Here is a 25,436-nt window from a genome sequence, read left to right on the forward strand (position 1 = left end):
ATCAAGGCTCTGTGGATCCAATTTCGCAGAGTGTCAACGAGCCGTGATTTTCCAGGCGCGGTGGATCTTGCCGTTACGGGCGAAATCCGGGTCGATGGTGCTGGCGGTGATTTCCTCGACCGCGTAACGCTCGGCCAGGTTGTCTTCGAGCTGGAACTTGCGGAAGTTGTTGGAGAAGTACAACACCCCGCCCGCTGCCAGACGCGCCATGGCCAGGTCGATCAACTGCACCTGGTCACGCTGCACGTCGAAGATGCCTTCCATGCGCTTGGAGTTGGAGAACGTCGGCGGATCGATGAAGATCAGGTCGTATTCGTCGCGGGAGTTCTCCAGCCACGCCATCACATCGCCCTGCTCCAGACGGTTCTTGTCGGAGAAACCGTTGAGCGACAGGTTGCGGCGCGCCCAGTCGAGGTAGGTTTTCGACAGGTCGACGCTGGTGGTGCTGCGCGCGCCGCCCTTGGCCGCGTGTACGCTGGCGGTCGCGGTGTAGCAGAACAGGTTGAGGAAGCGCTTGCCGGCGGCCTCTTTCTGGATCCGCATGCGCATTGGCCGGTGGTCGAGGAACAGCCCGGTGTCGAGGTAGTCGGTGAGGTTGACCAGCAACTTCACGCCGCCCTCGGTCACTTCATTGAACTTGCCCTGGGCCGCCTGGCGCTCGTACTGCTTGGTGCCGCTCTGACGTTCGCGGCGCTTGACCACCACGCGGCTCTTGTCGATGTTCAGCGCCTGCGGAATGGCCGCCAACGCATCGAACATGCGGATCGAGGCCTTTTCCGGGTCGATCGACTTCGGCGCGGCGTATTCCTGAACGTGCACCCAGTCGTGGTACAGGTCGATGGCCATCGCGTATTCCGGCATGTCCGCATCGTAGACGCGGTAGCAGTCGATGCCTTCGCGCTTGACCCACTTGCCCATCGACTTGAGGTTTTTCTGCAGGCGGTTGGCAAACATCTGCCCGCCTTCGCTCAGGCGCGGCTGCTCGATCACTGGCGCCGGGGCCGGCGTCGGTTTGATCGGGTTGCCGTTCTTGTTGAACTTGCGCTCTTGCGGCTCGTTCGGCGTCTGATCGTAGGCGGCTTGCTCGCGCTCGGCCTGACGTTGCTCCGGGGTACGGCGCTCGCCGGTGACGAACTGATCCGGCAGGACTTTGATCAACAGCAGCTTGCACGGCAGCGCGCCGTTCCAGAACGAATACTGTTTGTGGCTGCGGATGCCCATGCGCTTGCCCAGGTCCGGCGCGCCGGTGAACACCGCCGCTTCCCAGTTCAGGCAGGCCTGACGCAGACGCTCGCCGAGGTTCTGGTAGAGGTACAACAGGCTGGCTTCATCACCCAGACGCTCACCGTACGGCGGGTTGCAGATGACCAGACCTTTCTGGTTCTGGTCCGGACGCGGTTCGAAGGTCGCGACTTCGCCCTGATAAATCTTGATCCATTCGCTCAGACCGGCGCGTTCAACGTTGTTGCGGCCCGGCTGAATCAACCGTGGATCAGCTTCATAACCACGGATCCACAGCGGCGGCTTGGCCAGACCGGCAGCAGCACGCTCGACCGCTTCTTCATGCAGTTTTTTCCACAGTGCCGGTACGTGACCGAGCCAGGCGGTGAAGCCCCATTGCTCGCGACGCAGGTTCGGCGCCATGTCGGCGGCGATCATGCCGGCTTCTACCAGGAACGTGCCGACACCACACATCGGGTCAGCCAGCGCGCCACCTTCGGCGGCAATGCGCGGCCAGCCGGAACGGATCAGGATCGCGGCCGCCAGGTTTTCCTTCAGCGGCGCAGCGCCCTGCTGCAAGCGGTAGCCGCGCTGGTGCAGGCTGTGGCCGGAAAGGTCGAGGGACAGAATCGCTTCGCCGCGATCCAGACGCAGGTGAATGCGCAGGTCCGGGTTGAGCTTGTCGATGCTTGGACGGTCGCCCTGCGGAGTGCGCAGTTTGTCGACGATGGCGTCCTTGACCTTCAAGGCGCCGAAGTGGGTGTTGTCGATGCCCGAACCGTGGCCGCTGAATTCCACGGCCAGAGTGCCGTCGGCCAGCATGTGGTCCTGCCAGTCGACATCAAGTACGCCGTGGTACAGGTCTTCGGCGTTTTTCATCGGGAAACGCTTGAGCACCAGCAGCACCCGGTTGGCCAGACGCGACCAGAGGCACAGGCGATAAGCGGTTTCCATGGTCGCCATGCCACGCACGGCGGAGGTATGTTCGCGGGCCTCTTCAAGGCCAAGCCCGACGGCTTCCTCGATGAGCAGGCCTTCAAGGCCTTTGGGGCAAGTGAGGAAGAGTTCGAAACGGTCGGACATGGTTTTTCCAGAGCCTTTGGCTGATGAACCAGCAACGCATTGCCGATCCGGTTTTCAATCAGGCGCTTTTCTACAAGAGCGCCCGCGTGGCACGAAGGTGTGCCGTTCCATCCCCGCTGCTCGGGTTTAAAAGAGCTTAGATGCCGGGACAGATAAAAAAGTTGAAGCAACAAAATGACTCAAAGCAACCCTTCGTCGAATAGTAACCCAGCGTAAACGTGGGTCATTCTCACTAAAGGATTAACCTCATCATCCAGCGCGGGGCCGATCATACCGGGGTTTGGCCAATAAATACTGGATAAATACGCGGTTACTTATGGCCATAGCATCTTTTTCGTTACGTCCTTATGACAAAACGGTCATTCCATCGATGTGACTCATTGGTTAGAACTGCACACAGGTTGACGTCGCAACGGCGTCAACACCTTGGCTCGCCACGCCGGCAGCGAGCCGCCAACGGCAGAGTTTTTCTGCCAGACCTCAATTGAGGTCGACGCGACAAAAACAGTCAACAAGTGAGGGAAACACCCTATGAGAAGACTTAAGCGTGATCCGTTGGAAAGAGCTTTTTTGCGCGGATATCAATATGGCGTTGGTGGCAAATCCCGTGAGCTTTGCCCATTTACTCTACCGTCGGTACGTCAAGCCTGGATCAACGGCTGGCGAGAAGGACGCGGCGACAACTGGGACGGTATGACCGGCACTGCGGGAATCCACAGACTCAACGAACTTCACGCCGTCGGCTGACACAGGGCACTTATTGCGACACGACAATCTGATTTCGTAACGACCTGATCACCATGCACGTCCTTCCCGGACGGCGGGCCACGGCCCAGGGGCTCCTTCGAGGAGCCCTTTTTTATGCCTGCCACATTATTTATGCCATACACAAAACCTGTGGGAGCGACGGTGCGACGACTCGACTTGCTCGCGATGGCGGTGCATCAGTCACACGAAATGTTGACTGAACGGACGCCATCGCGAGCAAGCTCGCTCTCACAAAGGATCAGCGCCTGGCGGCGATCGCGTCCACGGACTCGCGGATCAGCGCCGGACCCTTATAGATGAAGCCGGAGTAGATCTGCACCAGGCTCGCGCCGGCAGCGATCTTCTCGGCCGCATGCTTGCCTTCGGTGATGCCGCCCGCCGCGATGATCGGCAGCTTGCCGCCCAGCTCGGACGCCAGCACTTTCACGGTGTGGGTACTCTTCTCACGCACTGGCGCGCCGGACAGACCGCCCGCCTCGTCACCGTGTTCCATGCCTTCGACGCCCACGCGGCTGAGGGTAGTGTTGGTGGCGATCACCGCGTCCATCCCGGTTTCGATCAGCGCCTGGGCGACTTGCGCGGTTTCTTCGTCGGTCATGTCCGGCGCGATCTTGATCGCCAACGGTACATGCTTGCCGTGGCGCAGGGCCAGTTCGGCGCGGCGCGTGGCCAGGTCAGCCAGCAATTGCTTGAGCGAATCGCCGAATTGCAGACTGCGCAGGCCCGGAGTGTTCGGCGAACTGACGTTGACCGTGACGTAGCTGGCGTGGGCGTAGACCTTGTCCAGGCAGATCAGGTAGTCCTCCACCGCACGCTCGACCGGGGTGTCGAAGTTCTTGCCGATGTTGATCCCCAGCACGCCTTTGTATTTGGCCGCTGCCACCCGCGCCAGCAGATTGTCCACACCGAGGTTGTTGAACCCCATGCGGTTGATGATCGCCTCGGCTTCCGGCAGGCGGAAAATCCGTGGTTTCGGGTTGCCCGGCTGCGGACGCGGGGTCACGGTGCCGATTTCGACAAAGCCGAAACCCAGCTGTGCGAAGCCATCGATGGCCGCGCCGTTCTTGTCCAGACCGGCCGCCAGACCGACAGGGTTCGGGAATTGCAAGCCCATGACATTCACCGGCAGCGACGCCGGGGCCTTGCACAGCAAGCCGTTGAGGCCCAAACGCCCGCCCGCGCCGATCAGATCCAGCGACAGATCATGGGAGGTTTCCGGGGAAAGTTTGAACAACAGCTGACGGGCCAGGGTGTACATGGGCGGCTATGACTCGGGCGGCGAAAAGAGGCCGCGATTATAGCCGGGCATCGCCCCAGCGCGCGAGGCGCACGGGTAAATCCGTGCGCATGGCATATGCCTTGCACCTTCCCCGGCATCAGCCCGCTGGCCAATGGTGGCGTGCAGGCAAGGACAATGGCGTCGTCTCTCGGTTTTGCGCGGGCAAAGCCTGGGACGACGTTTTTTTTGAGGGGGCTTTTATGACTCAAACTTCCGCCGGGCCGCTGGCCTGGGTCAACGGCAGCGATGCCCCGGAAAAAAGCGCAATCAACCTCGGCTTCATGGCCTTGAGCGACTGCGCCTCGCTGGTGGTCGCCGCCACCCAAGGCTTCGCCCAGCCTTACGGCCTGACCTTGAATCTCAAGCGCCAGAGTTCCTGGGCCAACCTGCGGGACAACCTGGTCAGCGGCGAACTCGATGCTGCACACAGCCTTTACGGCCTGATTTACGCGGTGCATTTGGGCATCGGTGGTGTCGCGCCGACCGACATGGCGGTGCTGATGGGCCTGAACCAGAACGGTCAGAGCCTCAACCTGTCCCACGGTTTGCAGGGCCTGGGCGTGACCGGTCCTGAAGCGCTGCACCGGCATGTGCACCAAACCCGCGCAAAACTGACCTTCGCCCAGACCTTCCCGACCGGCACCCATGCCATGTGGCTGTATTACTGGCTGGCGAGCCAAGGCATCCATCCGTTGCAGGATGTCGACAGCGTGGTCGTACCGCCGCCGCAAATGGTCGCGCACTTGCAGGCCGGACGTATTGATGGCCTCTGCGTCGGCGAGCCGTGGGCGGCCAGCGCCGTGCAGCAGGATCTCGGTTTCACGCTGGCCACCAGCCAGACCATCTGGCCCGATCACCCGGAAAAGGTCCTCGGCTGCACTCGCGCCTTCGTCGAGCAATACCCCAACACCGCGCGCGCGCTGGTAATGGCGATCCTCGAAGCCAGCCGCTTCATCGAAGAAAGCCCGGAAAACCGCCGCAGCACCGCGCAGTTGCTGAGCGCTGCGGAATACCTCGACGCCCCGGTCTCCTGCATCGAGCCGCGCTTTCTCGGCGACTACGACGATGGCCTCGGCAATCGCTGGCAGGATCCGCACGCCCTGCGCTTTCACGGCGATGGCGCGGTGAACCTGCCGTATCTCTCGGATGGCATGTGGTTCATGACCCAGTTCCGTCGTTGGGGTTTGCTGCGCGATGACCCGGACTACCTCGCCATTGCCCGTCAGGTGCAACAACTGGCGCTGTACCGCGACGCGGCCAACGCTGTCGGCGTGCCGTTCGGCACCGAAGACCTGCGCAGCAGCCAGTTGATCGACGGCAAAATCTGGGACGGCAGCGACCCGGCCGCCTACGCCCGGAGCTTCAAGCTCCACGCGCTGAGCGACAGCGCGCCCCTTCTCGCCCAGCGCTGACAGGAGACCGCGAACATGCTGCGCATTCTGCTGATCAACGACACCGCGAAAAAAGTCGGACGCCTGAAAGCCGCGCTGACCGAGGCCGGTTTCGAGGTGATCGACGAGTCGGGCCTGACCATCGACCTGCCGGCGCGCGTCGAAACGGTGCGTCCGGACGTGATCCTGATCGATACCGAGTCACCGAGCCGCGATGTGATGGAACAAGTAGTGCTGGTCAGCCGCGACCAGCCCCGACCAATCGTGATGTTCACCGACGAGCATGACCCCGGCGTGATGCGTCAGGCGATCAAATCCGGGGTCAGTGCCTACATCGTTGAAGGCATTCATGCACAACGCTTGCAGCCGATTCTCGACGTGGCCATGGCCCGCTTCGAGAGCGATCAGGCCTTGCGCGCCCAGCTTCAGGCCCGCGACCAGCAACTGGCCGAGCGCAAGCGCATCGAACTGGCCAAAGGTCTGCTGATGAAAATGAAGGACTGCAACGAAGAAGAGGCCTACACCCTGATGCGCCGCCAGGCCATGAGCCGTCAGCAGAAACTGATTCAGGTGGCGGAGCAGATCATTGCCATGAGCGAGTTGCTTGGCTGAGGTCCTGCGCTGCTTTTGATCGTTCCCACGCTCCGCGTGGGAACGCAGCCATGGACGCTCCGCGTCCGCTTCAGAACATGACGCAGAGCGTCACCGAATGCATTCCCTCGCAGAGCATGGGAACGAGCCACATCGATGTGGCACAAATCTCGCTAAGCAATCACCACAGGTAACCAACGGCGGTTGCCCCACCCACGACAAAGACGTCGCTCACCTTGTTCGCTCCTTTCGGCGATCCGGGTAGCGGCGTTTTTGCGTTTTGGCCCCACAGCCCGGGGCCGGTGGTGCGGCCGTGGCGGCGCCCCACTGTGCTGGTTCTGACTCCTTCTCGAGATTCTCTACAGCTGAGGTGCGCGATGAATAAAAGCTTCTGGAAATCCGGCCACACCCCGACTCTGTTCGCGGCCTTCCTGTATTTCGACCTGAGCTTCATGGTCTGGTACCTGCTCGGCCCGCTGGCGGTGCAGATTGCCGCCGACCTGCATCTGACTACCCAACAGCGCGGGCTCGTGGTGGCGACGCCGATTCTGGCCGGCGCGGTGCTGCGCTTTGCGATGGGCATGCTCGCCGATCGCCTGTCGCCGAAAACCGCCGGGCTGATCGGCCAGGTGATCGTGATCTGCGCGCTGCTCGGCGCCTGGAAACTCGGCATCCACAGTTATGAACAGGCTTTGCTGCTCGGCCTGTTCCTCGGCATGGCCGGCGCCTCGTTTGCCGTGGCGCTGCCGCTGGCCTCGCAATGGTATCCGCCGGAGCACCAAGGCAAGGCGATGGGCATCGCCGGGGCCGGCAACTCCGGCACCGTGTTCGCGGCACTGATCGCCCCGGTACTGGCGGCGGCGTTTGGCTGGAGCAATGTGTTCGGTTTCGCCCTGATTCCGCTGATCCTGACGCTGGTGCTGTTCGCCTGGCTGGCGAAAAACGCGCCGGAGCGGCCGAAAGCCAAGTCCATGGCCGACTATTTCAAGGCCCTGGGTGATCGCGACAGCTGGTGGTTCATGTTTTTTTACAGCGTCACCTTCGGCGGCTTCATCGGCCTGGCCAGCGCCCTGCCCGGCTACTTCAACGATCAATACGGCCTGAGCCCGGTGACCGCCGGTTACTACACCGCCGCCTGCGTGTTCGGTGGCAGCCTGATGCGTCCACTGGGCGGCGCGCTGGCTGACCGTTTCGGTGGCATCCGCACCCTCTTGGCGATGTACACGGTTGCAGCGGTTTGTATTGCAGCGGTCGGCTTCAACCTGCCAAGTTCCTACGCGGCGCTGGCACTTTTCGTCTGCACCATGCTCGGCCTCGGCGCAGGTAACGGCGCGGTGTTCCAACTGGTGCCGCAGCGTTTCCGTCGTGAAATCGGCGTGATGACCGGGCTGATCGGCATGGCCGGCGGCATCGGCGGTTTTGCCTTGGCGGCAGGCATGGGCGCGATCAAACAGAGCACCGGCAGCTATCAACTGGCTCTATGGTTGTTTGCCAGCCTTGGCGTGCTGGCGTGGTTCGGCCTGCATGGCGTCAAGCGTCGCTGGAGAACCACCTGGGGTTCGGCGGCCGTGACCGCTGCCCGGGTCTGAGGCCTGAATGGCTTTGCAACTGAGCTTCGCCGAAGCCAGCGCCACCGGACCACGCGCGGAGAATCAAGACGCCCTGCGCCTGGTCACCCCGGCCCCGGCACTGGCCGCCAGCAAAGGGTTTCTGTTCGCCATCGCCGACGGCGTCAGCCAGTGCGCCGATGGCGGTCTGGCGGCGCGTTCGACCTTGCAGGCGCTGGCGCTGGACTACTACGCCACTCCGGAAACCTGGAGCGTGGCCCAGGCCCTCGATCGTCTGCTGCTCGCACAAAATCGCTGGTTGCAGGCCAACGGTGGCGGACAGCCGCTGCTCACTACGGTCAGTGCGCTGGTCCTGCGGGGCCGGCGGTTTACCCTGGCGCACGTCGGTGATTGCCGGGTCTATCGCTGGTACGCCGAGACCTTGCAACGGATCAGCGAGGATCACGTCTGGGATCAACCGGGCATGCAGCATGTGCTCAAGCGGGCACTGGGTCTGGATCAGCATCTGGTGCTGGACTTTCTCGATGGCGAATTGCGTGACGGCGAATGTTTCGTGCTGCTCAGTGATGGCGTGTGGGCGGTGCTTGGCGATAACGCCATCGCCGGGATTCTGCGCGATCAACCGGATCTGCACAGTGCCGCGCAAACGTTGGTCAACGCCGCGCACCTGGCCGGCAGTCAGGACAACGCCAGCGCGCTGTTGGTGCGGGTGGATGCTGTTGGCGAGGCCAGCCTTGGCGATGCGCTGATTCATTTGCAGCAGTGGCCGCTGCCCTCGCCGCTGAAACCGGGTCAGGTTTTTGAAGGCTGGCGGGTTCAAGAAGTTATAGGTCAGAGCCAGCAATCGTTGCTGTATCGCGTGCTCGATGGTCAGGGTCAGGCGTGGCTGTTGAAGACCTTGCCTGCACAACTGGCAGACGATGCCCAGGCCGGTCAGGCCTTGCTGGCAGAGGAATGGTTTCTCAAACGCGTCGCCGGGCGGCATTTCCCTGAAGTCCATAGCGCCGGTCAGCGTCAGCATTTGTACTACGTGATGCGTGAATATTCGGGGACAACTCTGGCGCAACTGTTCGAACAAAGCGGCCCGCTGCCGCTGGCCCAGTGGCAGGATCTGGCCGAACGCCTGCTGCGGGCTGTCGGCCTGCTGCATCGACGGCAGATCCTGCACCGCGACATCAAACCGGAAAACCTGCACCTGGGGGACGACGGCGAGTTGCGCCTGCTGGATTTCGGCCTGGCGTATTGCCCCGGCCTGTCACAGGACGCACCGTCGACCTTGCCCGGAACCCCTAGCTACATCGCACCGGAAGCTTTTCAAAGCGCAGCACCCAGCGCACAACAGGATCTGTATGCGGTCGGCGTGACTTTGTATTTCCTGCTCACCGGGCATTTTCCCTACGGCGAGATCGAAGCCTTCCAGCGCCCGCGTTTCGGGGTGCCGGTGAGCGCCGGTCGTTATCGCCCGGATCTGCCGGAGTGGCTAGCGCAGTGTCTGGAGCGCGGTGTGGCGGCCGATCCCTTGCAACGCTATGAAACCGCCAAGGAATGGCTGTTGATTTTGGAGCAAGGTGAGCGCCGCAGCCTGAATGTACGCCCTCGCCCCTTGCTGGAGCGTGAGCCGCTGAAGGTCTGGCGGACGTTGGCGTTGCTGGCGTTGCTGGGCAATCTGGTGCTGCTGTTTCTGTTGTTTCATGGCTGAGGCGGCGCTCCATAAACGGGCGCGCCGCTTCCATTCAGTGCAAAAACCATAATGAACATCTGGCCAATTCCACCACTCACCCAGTGAATTCAAGCCTCACCGCGACTTGGCACAACCACTGCATTAACGTTTTCAACTGACATAAAAGCCCGACCTTCAACGACGAAGGCCGGGCTTCCCGAGAGAACGGGACAAGGACAAAGGCGTCCTCGCCAGGTAACTGGCGGGACGCCTTTTTTGTTTGCGCCATTTTTGTCGAGCAAGGCCTGACTGCCCACAAGAGGCAAGCCCGAAGCTCCCGGAGAACCTGATGAAAAAACTCAAACTGGTGATGATCGGCAATGGCATGGCCGGGGTTCGTACCCTGGAAGAACTGCTCAAGCTCAGCAACGAGCTGTACGACATCACGGTCTTCGGCGCCGAACCGCACACCAACTACAACCGCATCCTGTTGTCACCGGTATTGGCCGGCGAACAGACCTTCGAAGAGATCGTGCTCAACGACCTCGACTGGTACCTGGAAAACGGCATCAAACTGCTGCTCAACCGCAAAGTGGTCGAGATCGACCGGGTCAAACGCCGGGTGATCGCCGAGGATGGCACTGAGGCCGAATACGACCGCCTGCTGATCGCCACTGGCTCGACCCCGTTCATCCTGCCGATCCCCGGCAACACCTTGCAGGGCGTGATCGGCTACCGCGACATCGCCGACACCCAGGCGATGATCGACACCGCCAAGACCCACAAGCACGCCGTGGTGATCGGCGGCGGCCTGCTCGGCCTCGAAGCGGCCAACGGCCTGATGCTGCGCGGCATGCACGTCACCGTGGTGCACCTCGGTGAATGGCTGCTGGAGCGGCAACTGGACAAGACCAGCGGCCAGCTCCTGCAAACCGCCCTCGAATCCCGTGGTCTGCACTTTCGCCTGTGCGAACAGACCCAGGCCCTGCACGACGCTGGCAACGGTCGCGTGGGCTCGGTGCAATTCAAGAACGGCGACATCATTCCCGCCGACCTGGTGGTCATGGCCGCCGGCATTCGCCCCAATACCGAACTGGCGGAAAAGGCCGGCATCCCGTGCAATCGCGGGATCCTGGTCAACGACACCCTGCAAACCTACGACCCGCGCATCTATGCCATCGGCGAATGCGCCAGCCATCGCGGCATTGCCTACGGCCTGGTGGCGCCGTTGTTCGAACAGGCCAAGGTCTGCGCCAATCACTTGGCCCAATTGGGTTTCGCCCGTTATCAGGGCTCGGTGACGTCGACCAAATTGAAGGTCACCGGCATCGACCTGTTTTCCGCCGGCGACTTCATGGGCGGCGAAGGCACCGAGACCATCACCCTCTCCGACCCGATCGGCGGGGTGTACAAAAAACTGGTGATCAAGGATGACGTGCTGGTCGGCGCCTGTCTGTACGGCGATACGGCAGATGGCGGTTGGTATTTCCGGCAGATTCGTGAGAATCACGCCATCGGCGAGATCCGCGATCATCTGATGTTTGGCGAAAACGCCCTCGGCGACGTAGGACACCAAGGCCAGGACAAAGCCATGAGCATGGCCGACAACGCCGAAGTCTGCGGCTGCAACGGCGTGTGCAAGGGCACCATCGTCAAGGCGATTCAGGAACACGGCCTGTTCAGCGTCGACGAAGTGAAGAAACACACCAAGGCTGCCAGTTCCTGCGGCTCTTGCGCCGGGCTGGTCGAGCAGATCCTGATCAACACCGTCGGCGGTGCAGCCGACGTCAAACCGAAAAGCGAAAAAGCCATCTGCGGTTGCAGCGATCTCAACCATGGCCAGATCCGTCAGGCCATTCGCGAGCAGCACCTGCTGACCATCGCCGGCACCATGAGCTACCTCAACTGGCGCACCCCGAACGGCTGCGCCACTTGCCGCCCGGCCCTCAACTATTACCTGATTTCAACCTGGCCCGGCGAAGCCAAGGACGATCCGCAGTCGCGCCTGATCAACGAGCGGGCCCACGCCAACATCCAGAAGGACGGCACTTATTCGGTGGTGCCACGGATGTGGGGCGGCGTGACCAACCCGTCGGAACTGCGGCGGATCGCCGACGTGGCAGACAAATATCAGGTACCGATGGTCAAGGTCACCGGCGGCCAGCGCATCGACTTGCTGGGGATCAAAAAGCAGGACCTGCCCGGTGTGTGGAAAGACCTCGACATGCCGTCCGGCCACGCCTACGGCAAATCGATCCGCACGGTGAAAACCTGCGTCGGCAGCGAATTCTGCCGTTTCGGCACGCAGAATTCGACCCAGTTGGGCATCGACCTCGAACACGACCTGTTCAACATGTGGTCGCCGCACAAAGTGAAACTGGCGGTCTCCGGATGCCCACGCAACTGCTCGGAAGCTGGGATCAAGGACGTAGGAATCATCGGCGTTGATTCCGGCTGGGAGATGTACATCGGTGGCAACGGCGGGATCAAGACCGAAGTCGCCGAGTTCTTCGTCAAGCTCAAGACTGCCGAGGAGGTGCGCGAATACAACGGCGCGTTCCTGCAGTTGTACCGCGAAGAAGCCTTCTACCTCGAACGCACCGTGCACTACCTGCAACGGGTCGGCATGGAGCACATCAAGAAAGCCGTGCTGGAAGATCCCGAGCGTCGCAAGGCCCTGAACGAGCGCCTGCAATTCTCCCTGTCGTTCGAACAGGACCCGTGGAAAGAACGCCTCGCCCAGCCGCAACTGAAGAAAGAATTCGACGTGATCCCTGTGAAAAATCTGGAGGTGCCGGCATGAACTGGCTCGATATCTGTGCCCTGGAAGAGATCAACGCCCTCGGCTCGCGGATCATCGCCGGGCCCAAAGGTGACATCGCGATCTTTCGCACAAGCGACGACGAAGTTTTCGCACTCGATGACCGCTGCCCGCACAAGGGCGGCCCCTTGTCCCAAGGCCTGATCTACGGCAAGCGCGTGGCCTGCCCGCTGCACAACTGGCAGATCGACCTGCAATCCGGCGAAGCCCAGGCGCCGGACGTCGGTTGCGCGCATCATCATCCGGCCCGGGTCGAAAACGGCCGCGTGCAACTGGCCCTGCGGGACGCCGTCTGATGAACCGCCAGACGACCGCCTCGACCTGCTGTTATTGCGGGGTCGGCTGCGGCGTGCTGATCGAGCATGACGGCGAGCGCATTCTCGGCGTCAGCGGCGATCCGGCGCATCCGGCCAACTTCGGCAAACTGTGCAGCAAAGGCTCGACCCTGCACCTGACCGGTGATTTGGCAGCACGGGCGTTGTATCCGGAATTGCGCCTGGGCAAAGGCTTGGCGCGCAGTCGTTGCGACTGGGACACCGCGCTGGATCACGCCACCAACGTGTTCGCCGACACCATCGCCGAACACGGCCCGGACAGCGTGGCGTTCTACATCTCCGGGCAGTTGCTGACCGAGGACTACTACGCCTTCAACAAACTGGCGCGGGCGCTGGTCGGCACCAATAACATCGACAGCAATTCGCGGCTGTGCATGTCTTCGGCGGTGGTCGGTTACAAACGCAGCCTCGGCGCCGACGCACCACCGTGCAGCTACGAAGACCTGGAGTTGAGCGATTGCGTGGTGATCGTCGGCAGTAATATGGCTTACGCCCATCCGGTACTTTTTCGCCGCCTCGAAGAAGCCAAGTCCCACCGCCCTCACATGAAAGTCGTCGTCATCGACCCTCGACGCACCGACACCTGCGATCTGGCCGACCTGCATCTGGCGATTCTGCCGGGCACCGATGTCGCCTTGTTCCATGGGATTTTGCATCTGCTGTTGTGGGAAGACTGGATCGACCGTGACTTCATCAAGGCCCACACCGATGGCCTCGCCGAGCTGAAAAGCCTGGTGCGCGATTACACCCCGGCGATGGTGTCGCAGCTGTGCGGGATCGGTGTCGAGCAGTTGCAGCAATGCGCCGAATGGATCGGCACCGCGCCGAGTTTTCTGTCGCTGTGGTGCATGGGCCTGAACCAGTCCACCGCTGGTAGCGCGAAGAACAGCGCGCTAATCAATCTGCACTTGGCCACCGGGCAAATCGGCCGTCCGGGTGCAGGACCTTTCTCCCTGACCGGTCAGCCAAATGCCATGGGCGGACGGGAAACCGGCAGCCTTTCCAACTTGTTGCCAGGTCACCGTGAAGTCGCCAATCCGGAGCATCGCGCCGAAGTGGCAGCGTACTGGGGTGTGGATAAGCTGCCGGAAAACACCGGTCTCAGCGCCATCGAACTGTTTGAACAAGTGCGCATCGGCAAGATCAAGGCCCTGTGGATTGCCTGCACCAACCCCGCGCAATCGATGCCGGATCAGAACGCTATACGTGCAGCGTTGGAAGCTTGTCCGTTCGTGGTGTTGCAGGAGGCGTTTCGTACCACCGAAACAGCGGCGTTTGCCGATCTGCTGTTGCCGGCGGCCAGTTGGGGCGAGAAGGAAGGCTCGGTGACCAACTCCGAGCGGCGGATTTCCCACGTTCGCCAGGCCATTGCCGCACCGGGTGAAGCGCGCCCGGACTGGGCGATTACCGTTGATTTCGCACAACGGCTGGAGAAACGTCTGCGCCCGCAGCAGCCCGGTCTGTTTGCCTTCGAGCAACCGGGTCAGTTGTTTGACGAGTACAAACAACTGACCCGGGGGCGCGATCTGGATCTGTCCGGGATCAGCCACGGATTGATTGATGAGCTGGGGCCACAGCAATGGCCCTTCCCCGCTGGCGCCCGCCAAGGCACGGCCCGGCTGTATGGCGACGGGATCTTTCCTACGCCAAACGGGCGCGCGCAATTCGTTGCCGATCCCTATCGCGCCGCCAAGGAACAACGCGACGCGCGCTTTCCTCTGACCCTGATCACCGGTCGCCTGCGTGATCAATGGCACGGTATGAGCCGCACAGGTACGGCGGCGCAGTTGTTCGGCCATGTCAGCGAAGCGGTGTTGAGCCTGCATCCGGACGAATTGCGCCGCCACCGCTTGCAGCCGGGTGACCTGGTGAACCTGAAAAGTCGTCGGGGCGCGGTGATCGTGGCGGTTGCCAGCGATGAAAGCGTGCGTCCGGGCCAAGCGTTCCTGCCGATGCACTGGGGCGATCGTTTCCTCAAGGGCGGCGTTAACAGCCTGACCCTGCCCGCCTTCGATCCTTTATCGAAACAACCGGAACTCAAGCACAGCGGTGTGCGGCTGGAACCGGTGGAATTGCCATGGCAACTGTTCGCACTGATCGAGGGCGATGTTCAATGGCATTTCGAGACGCTTCGACCGCTCTGTGAGGCCTTTTCCTACGCAAGTCTAAGCCTCGTCGGACGTGAACGGCCTGCGCTGCTGATACGCGCAGCCAGCGCCGTGGCGCCGGAGCCGCAATTGCTGCGAGACATCGACCAGTGCCTGGCGCTGATCGACGGGCCGGTGCTGGCTTATGACGATCCACGCCGCGCCATTGGCAAACGGGTGCGCATCGAAAACGGGCGAATCACTGCGATCCGTCTGGCCGGCGAAACCCTCGCCCAACACTGGTTGCAAGGCCTGTGGCTGGAAGGCCGAGCCGACGAACAACTGCGGCGCTGGCTGCTGGCACCGATGAGTGCACCGCCAGGCAATGCCGGTGCGCAAGTTGTGGCGGACAAGACTCTGTGCAATTGCAAAAACGTCAGCCACAACGCGATCTGCGCCGGGATCCGTGAAGGCCTGGATTTACAGGGTTTGAAAAACAAATTGGGCTGCGGCACGCAATGCGGTTCCTGCGTCCCGGAAATCAAGCGTTTGCTGGTCGCCGAAGCACGGCCGGTCGCTGTCATCTGAAGAGGGAAACACCATGAACGCTAAAGTCTGGCTGGTAGGTGCAGGTCCCGGTGATCCTGAATTGCTGACGCTCAAAGCGGTGCGTGCCTTGCGCGAAGCCGAGGTGGTGCTGATCGACGATCTGGTCAATGAGGCGGTACTTGAGCACTGCCATGCTGCGCGGATCATCGCGGTCGGTAAACGTGGCGGCTGCCGCTCGACGCCCCAGGCGTTCATTCATCGATTGATGCTGCGTTACGCCCGTCAGGGCAAATGCGTAGTGCGACTCAAGGGTGGCGATCCATGCATTTTCGGGCGTGGCGGTGAAGAGGCGCTGTGGTTGCGCGAGCGCGGGGTCGAAGTGGAACTGGTCAATGGCATCACCGCCGGACTGGCCGGCGCGACGCAGTGTGATATTCCGCTGACGTTGCGCGGCGTGGCCCGGGGCGTGACGCTGGTTACTGCTCACACCCAGGACGATAGCCAGTTGAACTGGCGGGCGCTGGCGCAAGGCGGGACGACGCTGGTGATTTACATGGGTGTGGCAAAGCTCGGCGAGATTCGCGAGCAACTGCTGGCGGGCGGCATGGCGGCGGATACGCCGGTGGCGATGATCGAGAACGCCTCGTTGCCAGAGCAACGGGAATGCCGCAGCAATCTGACAGCGATGGAAGACGATGCCCTTGGTTTCCAGCTCAAGAGCCCTGCGATTCTGGTCATAGGTGCCGTCGCAGCGACTGCGACCCAGGTCGATTCGATTCACTGGCCAGCCGACCGATTGGCCTGACAATCCCCGATTTCACCAAATCGCAGGCAAAGAAAAGCCCGGCCTAAGCCGGGCTTTTCTCGGAGCGGCAGCTAATTACTTAGCTTGAGCTTCAACCTGCGCTTCTACGCGACGGTTAACAGCACGGCCAGCTTCAGTTTTGTTGTCAGCAACTGGGCGGGATTCGCCGTAGCCGATCGACTGAACGCGGGACGACTCAACACCGTACTGGTTGGTCAGAACTTGCTTAACGGCGTTTGCACGACGCTCGGACAGTTTCTGGTTGTAAGCGTCAGGACCGACGGAGTCAGTGTGACCTTCAACAGTAGTGGTGGTGGATGGGTACTGCTTCATGAAGTCAGCCAGGTTCTTGATGTCGCCGTAGCTGTTTGGCTTCACAACCGACTTGTCGAAGTCGAACTTGACGTCCAGCTCAACACGAACAACTTCAGCAACTGCCGGGCAGCCATCAGCGTCAACAGTTACGTTGGCTGGGGTGTCTGGGCACTTGTCAACGTTGTCGCAAACGCCGTCGTTGTCGCTGTCGGAGCAGACTTCAGCCGGAGCTGGAACTGGAGCAGCAGCAGGCTTGGAGCCGCCACCGAAGTTCACACCGATACCGACGCTAGGAGCCCACTCGGTGTCGCCCTGGTCGATGTTGTACTGAGCTTCAACGCCAGCACGGGCGTAGAAGTTGTCGGTGAAGTACAGCTTGGCACCAGCGCCCAGGTTGGCGAAGGTGGAACGGTTACGACCGTTCGAGCCGTTCTGGTCGATGCTCTGGTCGGAGAAACCGGCCGAGACGTATGGACGCAGCATGTCGCCTGGGTTGTTGAAGTGGTACAGAGCGTCCAGAGCGGTGTTAGCGCCTTTGACGTTCTTGCCATCGTCGGCACGCACGTTGTGCACTTCGTCGTAGCCCAGACGCAGTTCAACGTCGTCGGTCAGGAAGTAACCGATCGAACCGCCGAACAGGTTGCCGTTGTTCTTGAAGTTACGAGCGCTGTCGAATTGTTCTTTCTTTGCGAAGCCTTCGATTTCAACTGCGCCTTGGCCTTGTGCCAGAGCGCCGAAAGAAGTGGCGGCAATCAAAGAACCAATGGCCAAGCCCAAGGTGTTTTTCAGTTTCATCCGTTAAATCCCCATCTGGTGATTGTGAAGCAGTCCCGCAAACCGGGGGACAACTCGGCGGCAAGTCTATCAGAACTTGCCTACACGTAAGAGATATTTGCGCCGAACTAAGTTTCAGCAATGCCTGCAAATTTCTCACGCAATTTATCTAGAGCGCGTTTGTAACGCATTTTTGTCGCACTCAAACCCATGTGCATGATGTCTGCGATCTCCTGAAACTCCAGCTCTGCGACAAATCGTAGCACCAGAATTTCCCGGTCAATCGGGTTCACATACACCAGCCAGCGATCAAGTCCGCCCTTTTCCTCGGGTTTCGGCGCCTTTTCTTCGGACGCTTCCTCAAGGGGGTCAAGACTCAGTGCGTCCATCAAGCGACGCTTTCGCCGTTCCTTCCGATACTGTGTGATGCATTCGTTGTAGGTGATGCTATAGAGCCATGTCTTGAACTTCGATTTCCCCTCGAAGTTCTTCAGGCCGTACAGCACCTTCAACATCACTTCCTGACAGACATCGTCTGCGTCGCGATCGTTCCCAAGATACCGCGCACAAACGTTAAATAATGTTCGCTGGTAACGCCGCATCAGTTCTTCATAGGCGCGCGTCACGTGAAACAGCTCGGTATGCGAGCGCGCGACCAACTCCTCATCAGAGAGCTCGCGGGGGTCGTAGCGCGTGGATAGCGTTTGGGCTTTATTCAAAACAAGTCGTGCCGACAGTCAGGTCAATGTCCACCGCAGCCAGCGAAAGCTGGCATTTTGCGGCGGCATACATTAGCAGGGTTTGCCGGGTTAGCGGCTACTCACATGCTGCTCCAGCAGGATCCGATTGGAGAGAGAGACTAGCTCACCCTCATCGGTCAGCAATGTGGTTTTAACCGTGCCGATCTCTTCGATCTGGCCTTCGACCTCGCCAACACGCACTTGTTGCCCAACCTGATACAACTCACGCACATAGATTCCCGCAAGAATCTGACCGGCAATTTCCCGGCTTCCCAAACCCATGGCCAGCGCAACCGCCAGACCAACGGTAATCAATACGATGACGATCACATGGTTCAGCAGGTCGGTCTTGACCTCCAGCTGACTGATCGCGACCGAAATGCTGATGATGATCACCAGGCCCTGAGCAATTCGCCCAAGTCCTGAAGCGTAGTCCAGGCCTACGCCTTCTGCCGCCCCGCGAACCAGGCCATTGGCCAATTGCGCGAGCAGAACACCGACCAGCAGCACCAGCGCGGCACCGAACACTTTCGGCAAATACAGCGCCAGCATGTCAAGCGTAGCTGAAACTCGCTCAAGTCCAAGGGATTCTGCTGCCGAAACCAGGAAAATCAGCAGAACGAACCAATAGACGATTTTGCCGATCAGGGTAGAGATCGGTACTTGCAGCCCCGCGCGGGACATCAATTTGGTCAGGCCGGTGCCACCCATCAGGCGATCAAGGCCCAGTTTGGCCAGCAATTTGGACAGCAAGGTGTCCAGCAGCTTGGCCACGACAAAACCCAACAGCAGCACGACCAGTGCGCCGAACAGGTTCGGAATGAAGTTAGCGACTTTGGTCCACAACGCAGTCATTGCAGTGACGAGGCTCTGAGTCCAGAGATCAAGTTCCATATTCAATCAGCCTTATCAGCAGTGCGGGCGGTAGGTTTACGGAGACGGGAAACCGGCGCGACATGGGCCGAGCCGTTATTCAGAGCGATCATCAGCGCGGGCAACCAGCGGCCCAGCAGGCTGAACAGATCGCCGGCGCCGACCTGGCGGTTGGCGGTTTTGAGTACGCGGCCCAGACAGGCATCGTCGTCGCGGCTGGACGGCGAGGCGTTGAGCATGTCGCGCAAAGACTGTTCAAACGGATCGTGCATACGCACCTCTCGTGATGTCTGTGAAAGACGCGGGCAAATTTGGTCGGGTCACATGGCGCATCGTCATACCCAGCGCAAACGGCGGAACAACCACCATTGCCCGAACGCCAGGGCGAGCACCGTCAGGCACGCAATCAGGAAACCATAAGGGCTGCTAGCGAACGGAATACCGCCGACATTGATGCCCAGCAGACCGGTCAAAAAACTCATCGGCAAAAAGATGCAGGTGATGATCCCGAAGCGATACATGGTGCGATTCATGCGCACGCTCAAGCGCCGGTCTTCGGCCTCCAGCACAAGCCCCACGCGCTCTCGGGTCAATTCGAGCTCTTCGAGATAACGGGTCAGGCTGTTGTTCAATTCGTTCCAGTAGTCGGCATCGTCGTCGACGAACCACGGCAGTTTTATCCGCGTCAGCTGTCCGAAAATATCCCGCTGCGGTGCCAGAAAACGCTTCAGTCCGGCAGCCCGGCGACGGATGTGCAAAATGGCGCCATGCTCGGGGGTATACCGTTCGTCGGCATCCAGTTTTTCTTCCTCTTCATCGACCACTTCGGAGAGGCAAGTCACCAGATCCTGCACCTTGTTGGTGAGGAATTGCGCCAGATACAGCATCAGCTCGGACGAGGTTTTCGGCCCCTTGCCCTCGCCCAGCATCACCAGCAACTCGTCGGTGGCGCGCAATGGGCGCAAGCGCAGGGAAATCACCCGCTGGGCCGAAGCGAAAATCCGCACCGACACCATGTCCTCCGGCTCGGCACCCGGGTTGAGATTGACCCCGCGCAAAAACAGCAGCAGCTCGGAGTCCGGCAGCGGCAACAGGCGTGGACGGGTGTTTTCTTCCAGCAGCAGATCACAGGTGAATTCGTTGAGCCCACTGGATTTGCGCAGCCAGGTCTGGGTCTGCGGGTGACTACGATCCCAATGCAACCACAGGCTTTCATGAGCCTGCAGTTGCAGATCGTCGAGATCAGTCCGGGCTATCGAACGCGCACCGCCTTTACCGTCCAGCACCAGGGCATGCACCAGCCCCCATTGCGCGTTTTCTTCCTCGAACATCCTCACCCCTGTGGTTACCGCGATTTATTCAGGCATTTTCAGCGGACTTGGCGAGATGATCACGCCATTGTTATCCGCATAGATGTACTGGCCGGGATGGAAAGTGACACCCGCGAAGGTCACCGGCACGTTGAGATCGCCGAGACCGCGTTTTTCAGTCTTTTTCGGGTGGCTGGCCAGCGCCTGCACGCCGAGATCGGTCTGGGCGATAACATCCACATCACGGATGCAGCCGTAGATGACCAGCCCTTCCCAACCGTTTTTCGAGGCTTTCTCGGCGATCATGTCGCCCAGCAGCGCGCAGCGCAAAGAGCCGCCGCCATCGACCACCAACACCTTGCCGTTACCCTTGAGCTCAGCTTGTTCCTTGACCAGCGAGTTGTCTTCGAAGCACTTGATGGTCACGATTTCGCCGCCGAACGAATCACGGCCACCGAAATTGCTGAACATCGGTTCCAGCACCTGAACCAGCTCCGGATAGGCGTCGCACAGGTCAGGCGTAAGGTAATGGTTCATCGAATAACTCCTGTAACAAGGAAGACGATCAAGGATGTCGCACTCTTTTGAAACGAGTTCCGGCGGTCGCCGTTTACCTTAGCCCATGTCATGGTCGCTGAACGAACCTGAACACAAGCTGAAACGTAATAGCGAAATAGCCACCAAATATGACCAGAACCGTCCAATGCGTCATATCTTAGCCGCAAGCCGACTCGAACGAAATGCCCTTTTCAGGGCGCCGCGCTCACACCGCTGCCGCCAATTCCGGCTTCTCGCCGAGCAACGGCGTGTGCTGATCCGCCAGCCAACGCGCCACCAGCGGCCAGACCTCAGCCTGCGCCGCCTTGCTGACCAGCATCTCGACATGCCCGAACTGGTCGTTGAAACCCTGTTCACGGCCCAGGTTGATGAACTGCTTGTGCTCGGAGCCGATCTGTTCGAACAGCTTCTGGCACGCCCAGGCCGGATCCTGATGATCCCCCGCCGCGCTCACCGCCAGCACTGGCACCTGCACATCGGCAAGGCCTGCCCACCAATCCTTGTCCTTGTCGCCGAAACGGCCGAACAGCCCGTACCAGCGCATGCTTTCCAGCGCCAGGCCAATCGGCTCGTCCTCGGGGCCGCGCTTGAGTCGCGAGCCGGACAACTGGGCGAAACGCTTGAGAATGAAGCGCCCGCTCCACTCCACAGGCGGAATTTTCAGCGGCCAGTACGTGCGGCTGACCTGGGTGCCGAAAAACGCCGCCGACGCCACCGCCGGCTCGCCGAGGTATTCGCCGCCCAGCGCGGCCGCCAACGTGATGCCGCCCAGCGAGTGACCGATCCAGTGCGGAATCTGCCCGCTCTGCTCACGGACGAACGCGGCGATGGCCGGCAGATCGTAACGGGCATAGTCGGCGACGCGGTTGCGGCGGTAGTCCTCGTTGCGCTGGGACAGACCGTGACCGCGCATTTCCGGGATCCATACGTCGAAACCCAGACGCGTCAGATACGCGCCCAGCCCCAGACCTTTGGGCGAAAACCAGAAGCGCCGGTTGGAAAAACTGCCGTGCAGCAAGATCACCGGCACGCCGCGCGACGCCGGCTCATCCGCCATGCCGAGTCGGGTCACCGCGATTTCCACGGACCAGTCAGGGCTGTTGCCCGGTTTCAAACGGTAGACATCTTCGCTCAGATCGCCGCGTCGTTCGGCGCTGATCAGAGCGACAGGAAACAGGTTGCTGCTGCTTTGCATAATGCTCTTGCACAAAAAAGGGCGGCATCCAGAGGAGCCCGCCCTACTTGAATCCTGAAGCAGCCGGTCAATCACCGGCCGCTTCGCTCACTGATCAGGCCTGAGCCTGACCCTCAGCCAGGAAGAACCAGGTTTCCAGCACGGTATCCGGGTTCAACGACACGCTTTCGATGCCCTGCTCCATGAGCCACTTGGCCAGGTCCGGGTGGTCCGAAGGCCCCTGACCGCAGATGCCGATGTACTTGCCGGCCTTGTTGCACGCGGCAATCGCGTTGGCCAGCAGCTTTTTGACCGCCGGATTACGCTCGTCGAACAGGTGCGCGATGATCCCGGAGTCACGGTCCAGACCCAGTGTCAGCTGAGTCAGGTCGTTGGAGCCGATCGAGAAGCCGTCGAAGAATTCGAGGAATTCTTCAGCCAGAATCGCGTTGGATGGCAGTTCGCACATCATGATCACGCGCAGGCCGTTGTCGCCACGGGCCAGGCCGTTTTCGGCGAGCAGATCCACAACCTGGCTGGCTTCGCCGAGGGTACGGACGAACGGCACCATGATTTCGACGTTGGTCAGGCCCATCTCGTTGCGCACGCGCTTCAGCGCACGGCACTCGAGTTCGAAGCAGTCACGGAACGATTCGCTGATGTAACGCGAAGCGCCACGGAAGCCCAGCATCGGGTTTTCTTCTTCCGGCTCGTAGAGTTTGCCGCCGATCAGGTTGGCGTACTCGTTGGACTTGAAGTCCGACAGACGCACGATGACCTTCTTCGGTGCGAACGCAGCGGCCAGGGTGCTGATGCCTTCAACCAGCTTCTCGACATAGAAACCGACCGGATCGTCGTAACCGGCGATGCGCTTGTCGACGCTTTCCTTGATGTCCTGCGGCAGGCCGTCGTAGTTCAACAGCGCTTTCGGGTGGACGCCGATCATGCGGTTGATGATGAATTCCAGGCGGGCCAAGCCCACACCGGCGTTCGGCAGTTGCGCGAAGTCGAAGGCGCGGTCCGGGTTGCCGACGTTCATCATGATCTTGAACGGCAGCTCCGGCATGGCGTCCACGGAGTTCTTCTTGATGTCGAAGCCCAGTTCGCCTTCGAAGATGTAACCGGTGTCACCTTCGGCGCAGGACACGGTCACGCCCTGACCATCCTTCAGCAGTTGGGTGGCGTTGCCGCAACCGACGACTGCCGGAATCCCCAATTCACGGGCGATGATCGCCGCGTGGCAGGTACGGCCGCCACGGTTGGTGACGATGGCACTGGCGCGCTTCATTACCGGTTCCCAGTCCGGGTCGGTCATGTCGGAAACCAGTACGTCGCCCGGCTGGACTTTGTCCATCTCGGAGACGTCCTTGATGATCCGCACCTTGCCGGCGCCGATGCGCTGGCCGATCGCACGACCTTCCACCAGCACGGTGCCGGTTTCTTTCAACAGGTAACGTTCCATGACGTTGGCCTGGGTACGGCTCTTCACGGTTTCCGGACGGGCCTGCACGATGTACAGCTTGCCGTCGTCACCGTCCTTGGCCCACTCGATGTCCATCGGGCAGCCATAGTGCTTCTCGATGATCATTGCCTGCTTGGCCAGCTCGCTGACTTCAGCGTCGGTCAGGCAGAAACGCGCGCGCTCGGCCTTGTCTACATCGACGGTTTTCACGGAACGACCGGCCTTGGCCTCGTCGCCGTAGATCATCTTGATGGCTTTGCTGCCCAGATTACGACGCAGGATCGCCGGGCGACCAGCCGCCAGCGTGCCCTTGTGGACATAGAATTCGTCCGGGTTCACCGCGCCTTGAACAACGGTTTCGCCCAGGCCGTAGGCGCCGGTGATGAACACCACGTCACGGAAGCCGGATTCGGTATCGAGGGTGAACATCACGCCGGCGGTGCCGGTTTCCGAACGCACCATGCGCTGCACACCAGCGGACAGGGCGACCAGCTTGTGGTCGAAGCCCTGGTGCACGCGGTAGGAAATAGCACGGTCGTTGAAAAGGGAAGCGAACACTTCCTTGGCCGCGCGGATAACGTTTTCCACGCCACGGATGTTCAGGAAAGTTTCCTGCTGACCGGCGAACGAAGCGTCCGGCAAGTCTTCGGCGGTGGCGGAGGAGCGCACGGCCACGGCGACGTCAGGATTACCGGCCGACAGCGCGGCGAACGCGGTGCGGATCTCGGTGTTCAGTTTTTCAGGGAATTCGGCTTCCATGATCCATTGGCGGATCTGGGCGCCGGTCTTGGCCAGGGCATTGACGTCATCGACGTCCAGCGCATCGAGGGCCTTGTGGATCTGATCGTTCAGACCGCTCAGTTCCAGGAAGTCGCGATAGGCTTGCGCCGTGGTGGCGAAGCCGCCGGGGACCGAAACACCGGCACCGGCCAGGTTACTGATCATCTCGCCCAGGGATGCGTTCTTGCCCCCCACATGCTCAACATCGTGTTTGCCGAGCTTATCGAGGGAAACTACGTACTCTACCAAGGTGATCTCTCCACTAACTGTGTTGGAAAAGCTCAGAAACCGGCGGCTCGGGGGAGCGTTGGCCGGCTGTATGGCCTGGACCTGGAAAATAAGTGAAAATGCGGGCCAATGGCGGCCGGCAAATCGCGCCTATCATATCCAAGATTCGTCACTAGCTTAAGGCCCAAGGTGCAAATGAAACGATCTGCTTTCTTTATCTCCGATGGCACCGGCATCACCGCCGAAACCCTGGGTCAAAGCCTTCTGGCGCAGTTCGAAAACATTACCTTCAGCAAATTCACGCGACCGTACATCGACAGCGTTGAAAAAGCGCGGGCCATGGTACAACAAATCAACAAAGCCGCTGAAACCGACGGTTTCCGGCCGATCATCTTCGACACCATCGTCAATCAAGACATTCGTGAGATTCTCGCAACCTCCAATGGTTTCATGATCGACATCTTCTCGACGTTTCTCGCCCCGCTCGAACAGGAACTGACCGAGCACTCTTCCTACACCGTCGGCAAGTCCCACTCCATCGGTCACAACTCCAATTACATGGAGCGGATCGAGGCGGTGAACTTCGCCCTCGACAACGACGACGGCGCCCGCACGCACTATTACGACAAGGCCGACCTGATACTAGTGGGCGTGTCGCGTTGTGGTAAGACGCCGACGTGTCTGTACATGGCGATGCAGTTCGGCATCCGCGCGGCCAACTACCCGCTGACCGAAGACGACATGGAACGCCTGCAACTGCCGGCAGCCCTGCGCGCCCACCAGCACAAGCTGTTCGGCCTGACCATCGACCCGGACCGCCTCACCGCGATCCGCAACGAACGCAAACCCAACAGCCGTTATTCGAGCTACGCCCAGTGCGAGTTCGAAGTGCGCGAGGTGGAAAACCTGTTTCGCCGCGAGAACATCCCGAACATCAACTCCACGCATTTTTCAGTGGAAGAGATTTCCGCGAAGATTCTCGTGGAAAAAGGCGTCGAGCGGCGCTTCAAATAGCTCAGCGGTGTCTGATCTGATGCCTTCGCGGGCAAGCCCGGCTCCCACAG

At 60.7% G+C, this 25,436-nt stretch carries 20 protein-coding genes; 10 read left to right on the forward strand and 10 right to left on the reverse strand.

Features of this window, described 5'->3' with window-relative positions; all coding sequences use genetic code 11:
* Positions 1 to 33: 33 nt before the first annotated feature.
* Positions 34 to 2,304 carry a bifunctional 23S rRNA (guanine(2069)-N(7))-methyltransferase RlmK/23S rRNA (guanine(2445)-N(2))-methyltransferase RlmL gene (rlmKL, locus tag CAF63_RS26215; protein ID WP_085690191.1) on the reverse strand — a complete coding sequence of 757 codons (2,271 nt, stop codon included), beginning with the start codon at positions 2,302 to 2,304 and terminating at the stop codon, positions 34 to 36.
* Positions 2,305 to 2,835: 531 nt separating this feature from the next.
* Here rlmKL and rmf point away from each other — a divergent pair.
* Entirely contained in the window at positions 2,836 to 3,051 is a 216-nt protein-coding gene (gene rmf / locus CAF63_RS26220; RefSeq protein WP_003223300.1) for a ribosome modulation factor, read from the forward strand.
* Between the two features lie 259 nt (positions 3,052 to 3,310).
* On the opposite strand, the gene CAF63_RS26225 is transcribed toward rmf, so the two are convergent.
* Positions 3,311 to 4,330, reverse strand: coding sequence for a quinone-dependent dihydroorotate dehydrogenase (locus CAF63_RS26225; protein ID WP_085690193.1), 1,020 nt, complete (start codon positions 4,328 to 4,330; stop codon positions 3,311 to 3,313).
* A gap of 221 nt (positions 4,331 to 4,551) precedes the next feature.
* Between CAF63_RS26225 and CAF63_RS26230 the strand changes: the two genes are divergently transcribed.
* The 8 genes from CAF63_RS26230 to cobA all read left to right on the forward strand — a co-directional run bounded on the left by CAF63_RS26230 (position 4,552) and on the right by cobA (position 16,158).
* Complete coding sequence (locus tag CAF63_RS26230) at positions 4,552 to 5,763, forward strand: CmpA/NrtA family ABC transporter substrate-binding protein (RefSeq protein ID WP_085690195.1); 1,212 nt, start codon at positions 4,552 to 4,554, stop codon at positions 5,761 to 5,763.
* 15 nt (positions 5,764 to 5,778) lie between these two features.
* A complete protein-coding gene (locus CAF63_RS26235) occupies positions 5,779 to 6,354 on the forward strand; it encodes an ANTAR domain-containing response regulator (RefSeq protein WP_007916390.1) in 576 nt (191 codons plus the stop codon).
* 356 nt (positions 6,355 to 6,710) lie between these two features.
* Positions 6,711 to 7,922, forward strand: coding sequence for a NarK/NasA family nitrate transporter (locus CAF63_RS26240; RefSeq protein WP_085690197.1), 1,212 nt, complete (start codon positions 6,711 to 6,713; stop codon positions 7,920 to 7,922).
* 7 nt (positions 7,923 to 7,929) lie between these two features.
* Positions 7,930 to 9,600, forward strand: coding sequence for a bifunctional protein-serine/threonine kinase/phosphatase (locus CAF63_RS26245; protein ID WP_085690199.1), 1,671 nt, complete (start codon positions 7,930 to 7,932; stop codon positions 9,598 to 9,600).
* Positions 9,601 to 9,910: 310 nt separating this feature from the next.
* Positions 9,911 to 12,364, forward strand: coding sequence for a nitrite reductase large subunit NirB (nirB, locus tag CAF63_RS26250; RefSeq protein ID WP_064384028.1), 2,454 nt, complete (start codon positions 9,911 to 9,913; stop codon positions 12,362 to 12,364).
* On the forward strand, positions 12,361 to 12,678 hold the full coding sequence (gene nirD / locus CAF63_RS26255) for a nitrite reductase small subunit NirD (RefSeq protein ID WP_007951992.1): 318 nt from the start codon (positions 12,361 to 12,363) through the stop codon (positions 12,676 to 12,678). The genes nirB and nirD overlap by 4 nt, the downstream gene beginning before the upstream one ends.
* A complete protein-coding gene (locus tag CAF63_RS26260) occupies positions 12,678 to 15,392 on the forward strand; it encodes a nitrate reductase (RefSeq protein ID WP_085690201.1) in 2,715 nt (904 codons plus the stop codon). The genes nirD and CAF63_RS26260 overlap by 1 nt, the downstream gene beginning before the upstream one ends.
* Before the next feature lie 13 nt (positions 15,393 to 15,405).
* A complete protein-coding gene (cobA, locus tag CAF63_RS26265; protein ID WP_085690203.1) occupies positions 15,406 to 16,158 on the forward strand; it encodes a uroporphyrinogen-III C-methyltransferase in 753 nt (250 codons plus the stop codon).
* A 75-nt stretch (positions 16,159 to 16,233) separates the two neighbouring features.
* On the opposite strand, the gene CAF63_RS26270 is transcribed toward cobA, so the two are convergent.
* The 8 genes from CAF63_RS26270 to ppsA form a co-directional block, all read right to left on the reverse strand.
* A complete protein-coding gene (locus CAF63_RS26270; protein ID WP_011333252.1) occupies positions 16,234 to 17,268 on the reverse strand; it encodes an OmpA family protein in 1,035 nt (344 codons plus the stop codon).
* Between the two features lie 107 nt (positions 17,269 to 17,375).
* Positions 17,376 to 17,966, reverse strand: coding sequence for an RNA polymerase sigma factor SigX (sigX, locus tag CAF63_RS26275; RefSeq protein WP_011333251.1), 591 nt, complete (start codon positions 17,964 to 17,966; stop codon positions 17,376 to 17,378).
* 90 nt (positions 17,967 to 18,056) lie between these two features.
* Entirely contained in the window at positions 18,057 to 18,881 is an 825-nt protein-coding gene (locus tag CAF63_RS26280) for a mechanosensitive ion channel domain-containing protein (RefSeq protein WP_007916401.1), read from the reverse strand.
* Positions 18,882 to 18,883: 2 nt separating this feature from the next.
* Positions 18,884 to 19,132 (reverse strand): hypothetical protein, encoded by a 249-nt coding sequence (locus CAF63_RS26285; RefSeq protein ID WP_007951986.1) that lies wholly within the window; start codon positions 19,130 to 19,132, stop codon positions 18,884 to 18,886.
* Positions 19,133 to 19,195: 63 nt separating this feature from the next.
* On the reverse strand, positions 19,196 to 20,191 hold the full coding sequence (locus CAF63_RS26290; RefSeq protein WP_007951985.1) for a zinc transporter ZntB: 996 nt from the start codon (positions 20,189 to 20,191) through the stop codon (positions 19,196 to 19,198).
* Positions 20,192 to 20,215: 24 nt separating this feature from the next.
* On the reverse strand, positions 20,216 to 20,707 hold the full coding sequence (rraA, locus tag CAF63_RS26295; protein ID WP_064594678.1) for a ribonuclease E activity regulator RraA: 492 nt from the start codon (positions 20,705 to 20,707) through the stop codon (positions 20,216 to 20,218).
* A gap of 226 nt (positions 20,708 to 20,933) precedes the next feature.
* On the reverse strand, positions 20,934 to 21,923 hold the full coding sequence (locus CAF63_RS26300; protein ID WP_085690205.1) for an alpha/beta fold hydrolase: 990 nt from the start codon (positions 21,921 to 21,923) through the stop codon (positions 20,934 to 20,936).
* A 94-nt stretch (positions 21,924 to 22,017) separates the two neighbouring features.
* On the reverse strand, positions 22,018 to 24,393 hold the full coding sequence (gene ppsA / locus CAF63_RS26305; protein WP_085690207.1) for a phosphoenolpyruvate synthase: 2,376 nt from the start codon (positions 24,391 to 24,393) through the stop codon (positions 22,018 to 22,020).
* Between the two features lie 174 nt (positions 24,394 to 24,567).
* Between ppsA and CAF63_RS26310 the strand changes: the two genes are divergently transcribed.
* Entirely contained in the window at positions 24,568 to 25,386 is an 819-nt protein-coding gene (locus tag CAF63_RS26310; RefSeq protein WP_007951980.1) for a pyruvate, water dikinase regulatory protein, read from the forward strand.
* The last annotated feature ends 50 nt before the right edge of the window (positions 25,387 to 25,436 follow it).

It is taken from the genome of Pseudomonas sp. B20(2017) (genome assembly GCF_002113125.1).
Lineage (GTDB): Bacteria > Pseudomonadota > Gammaproteobacteria > Pseudomonadales > Pseudomonadaceae > Aquipseudomonas.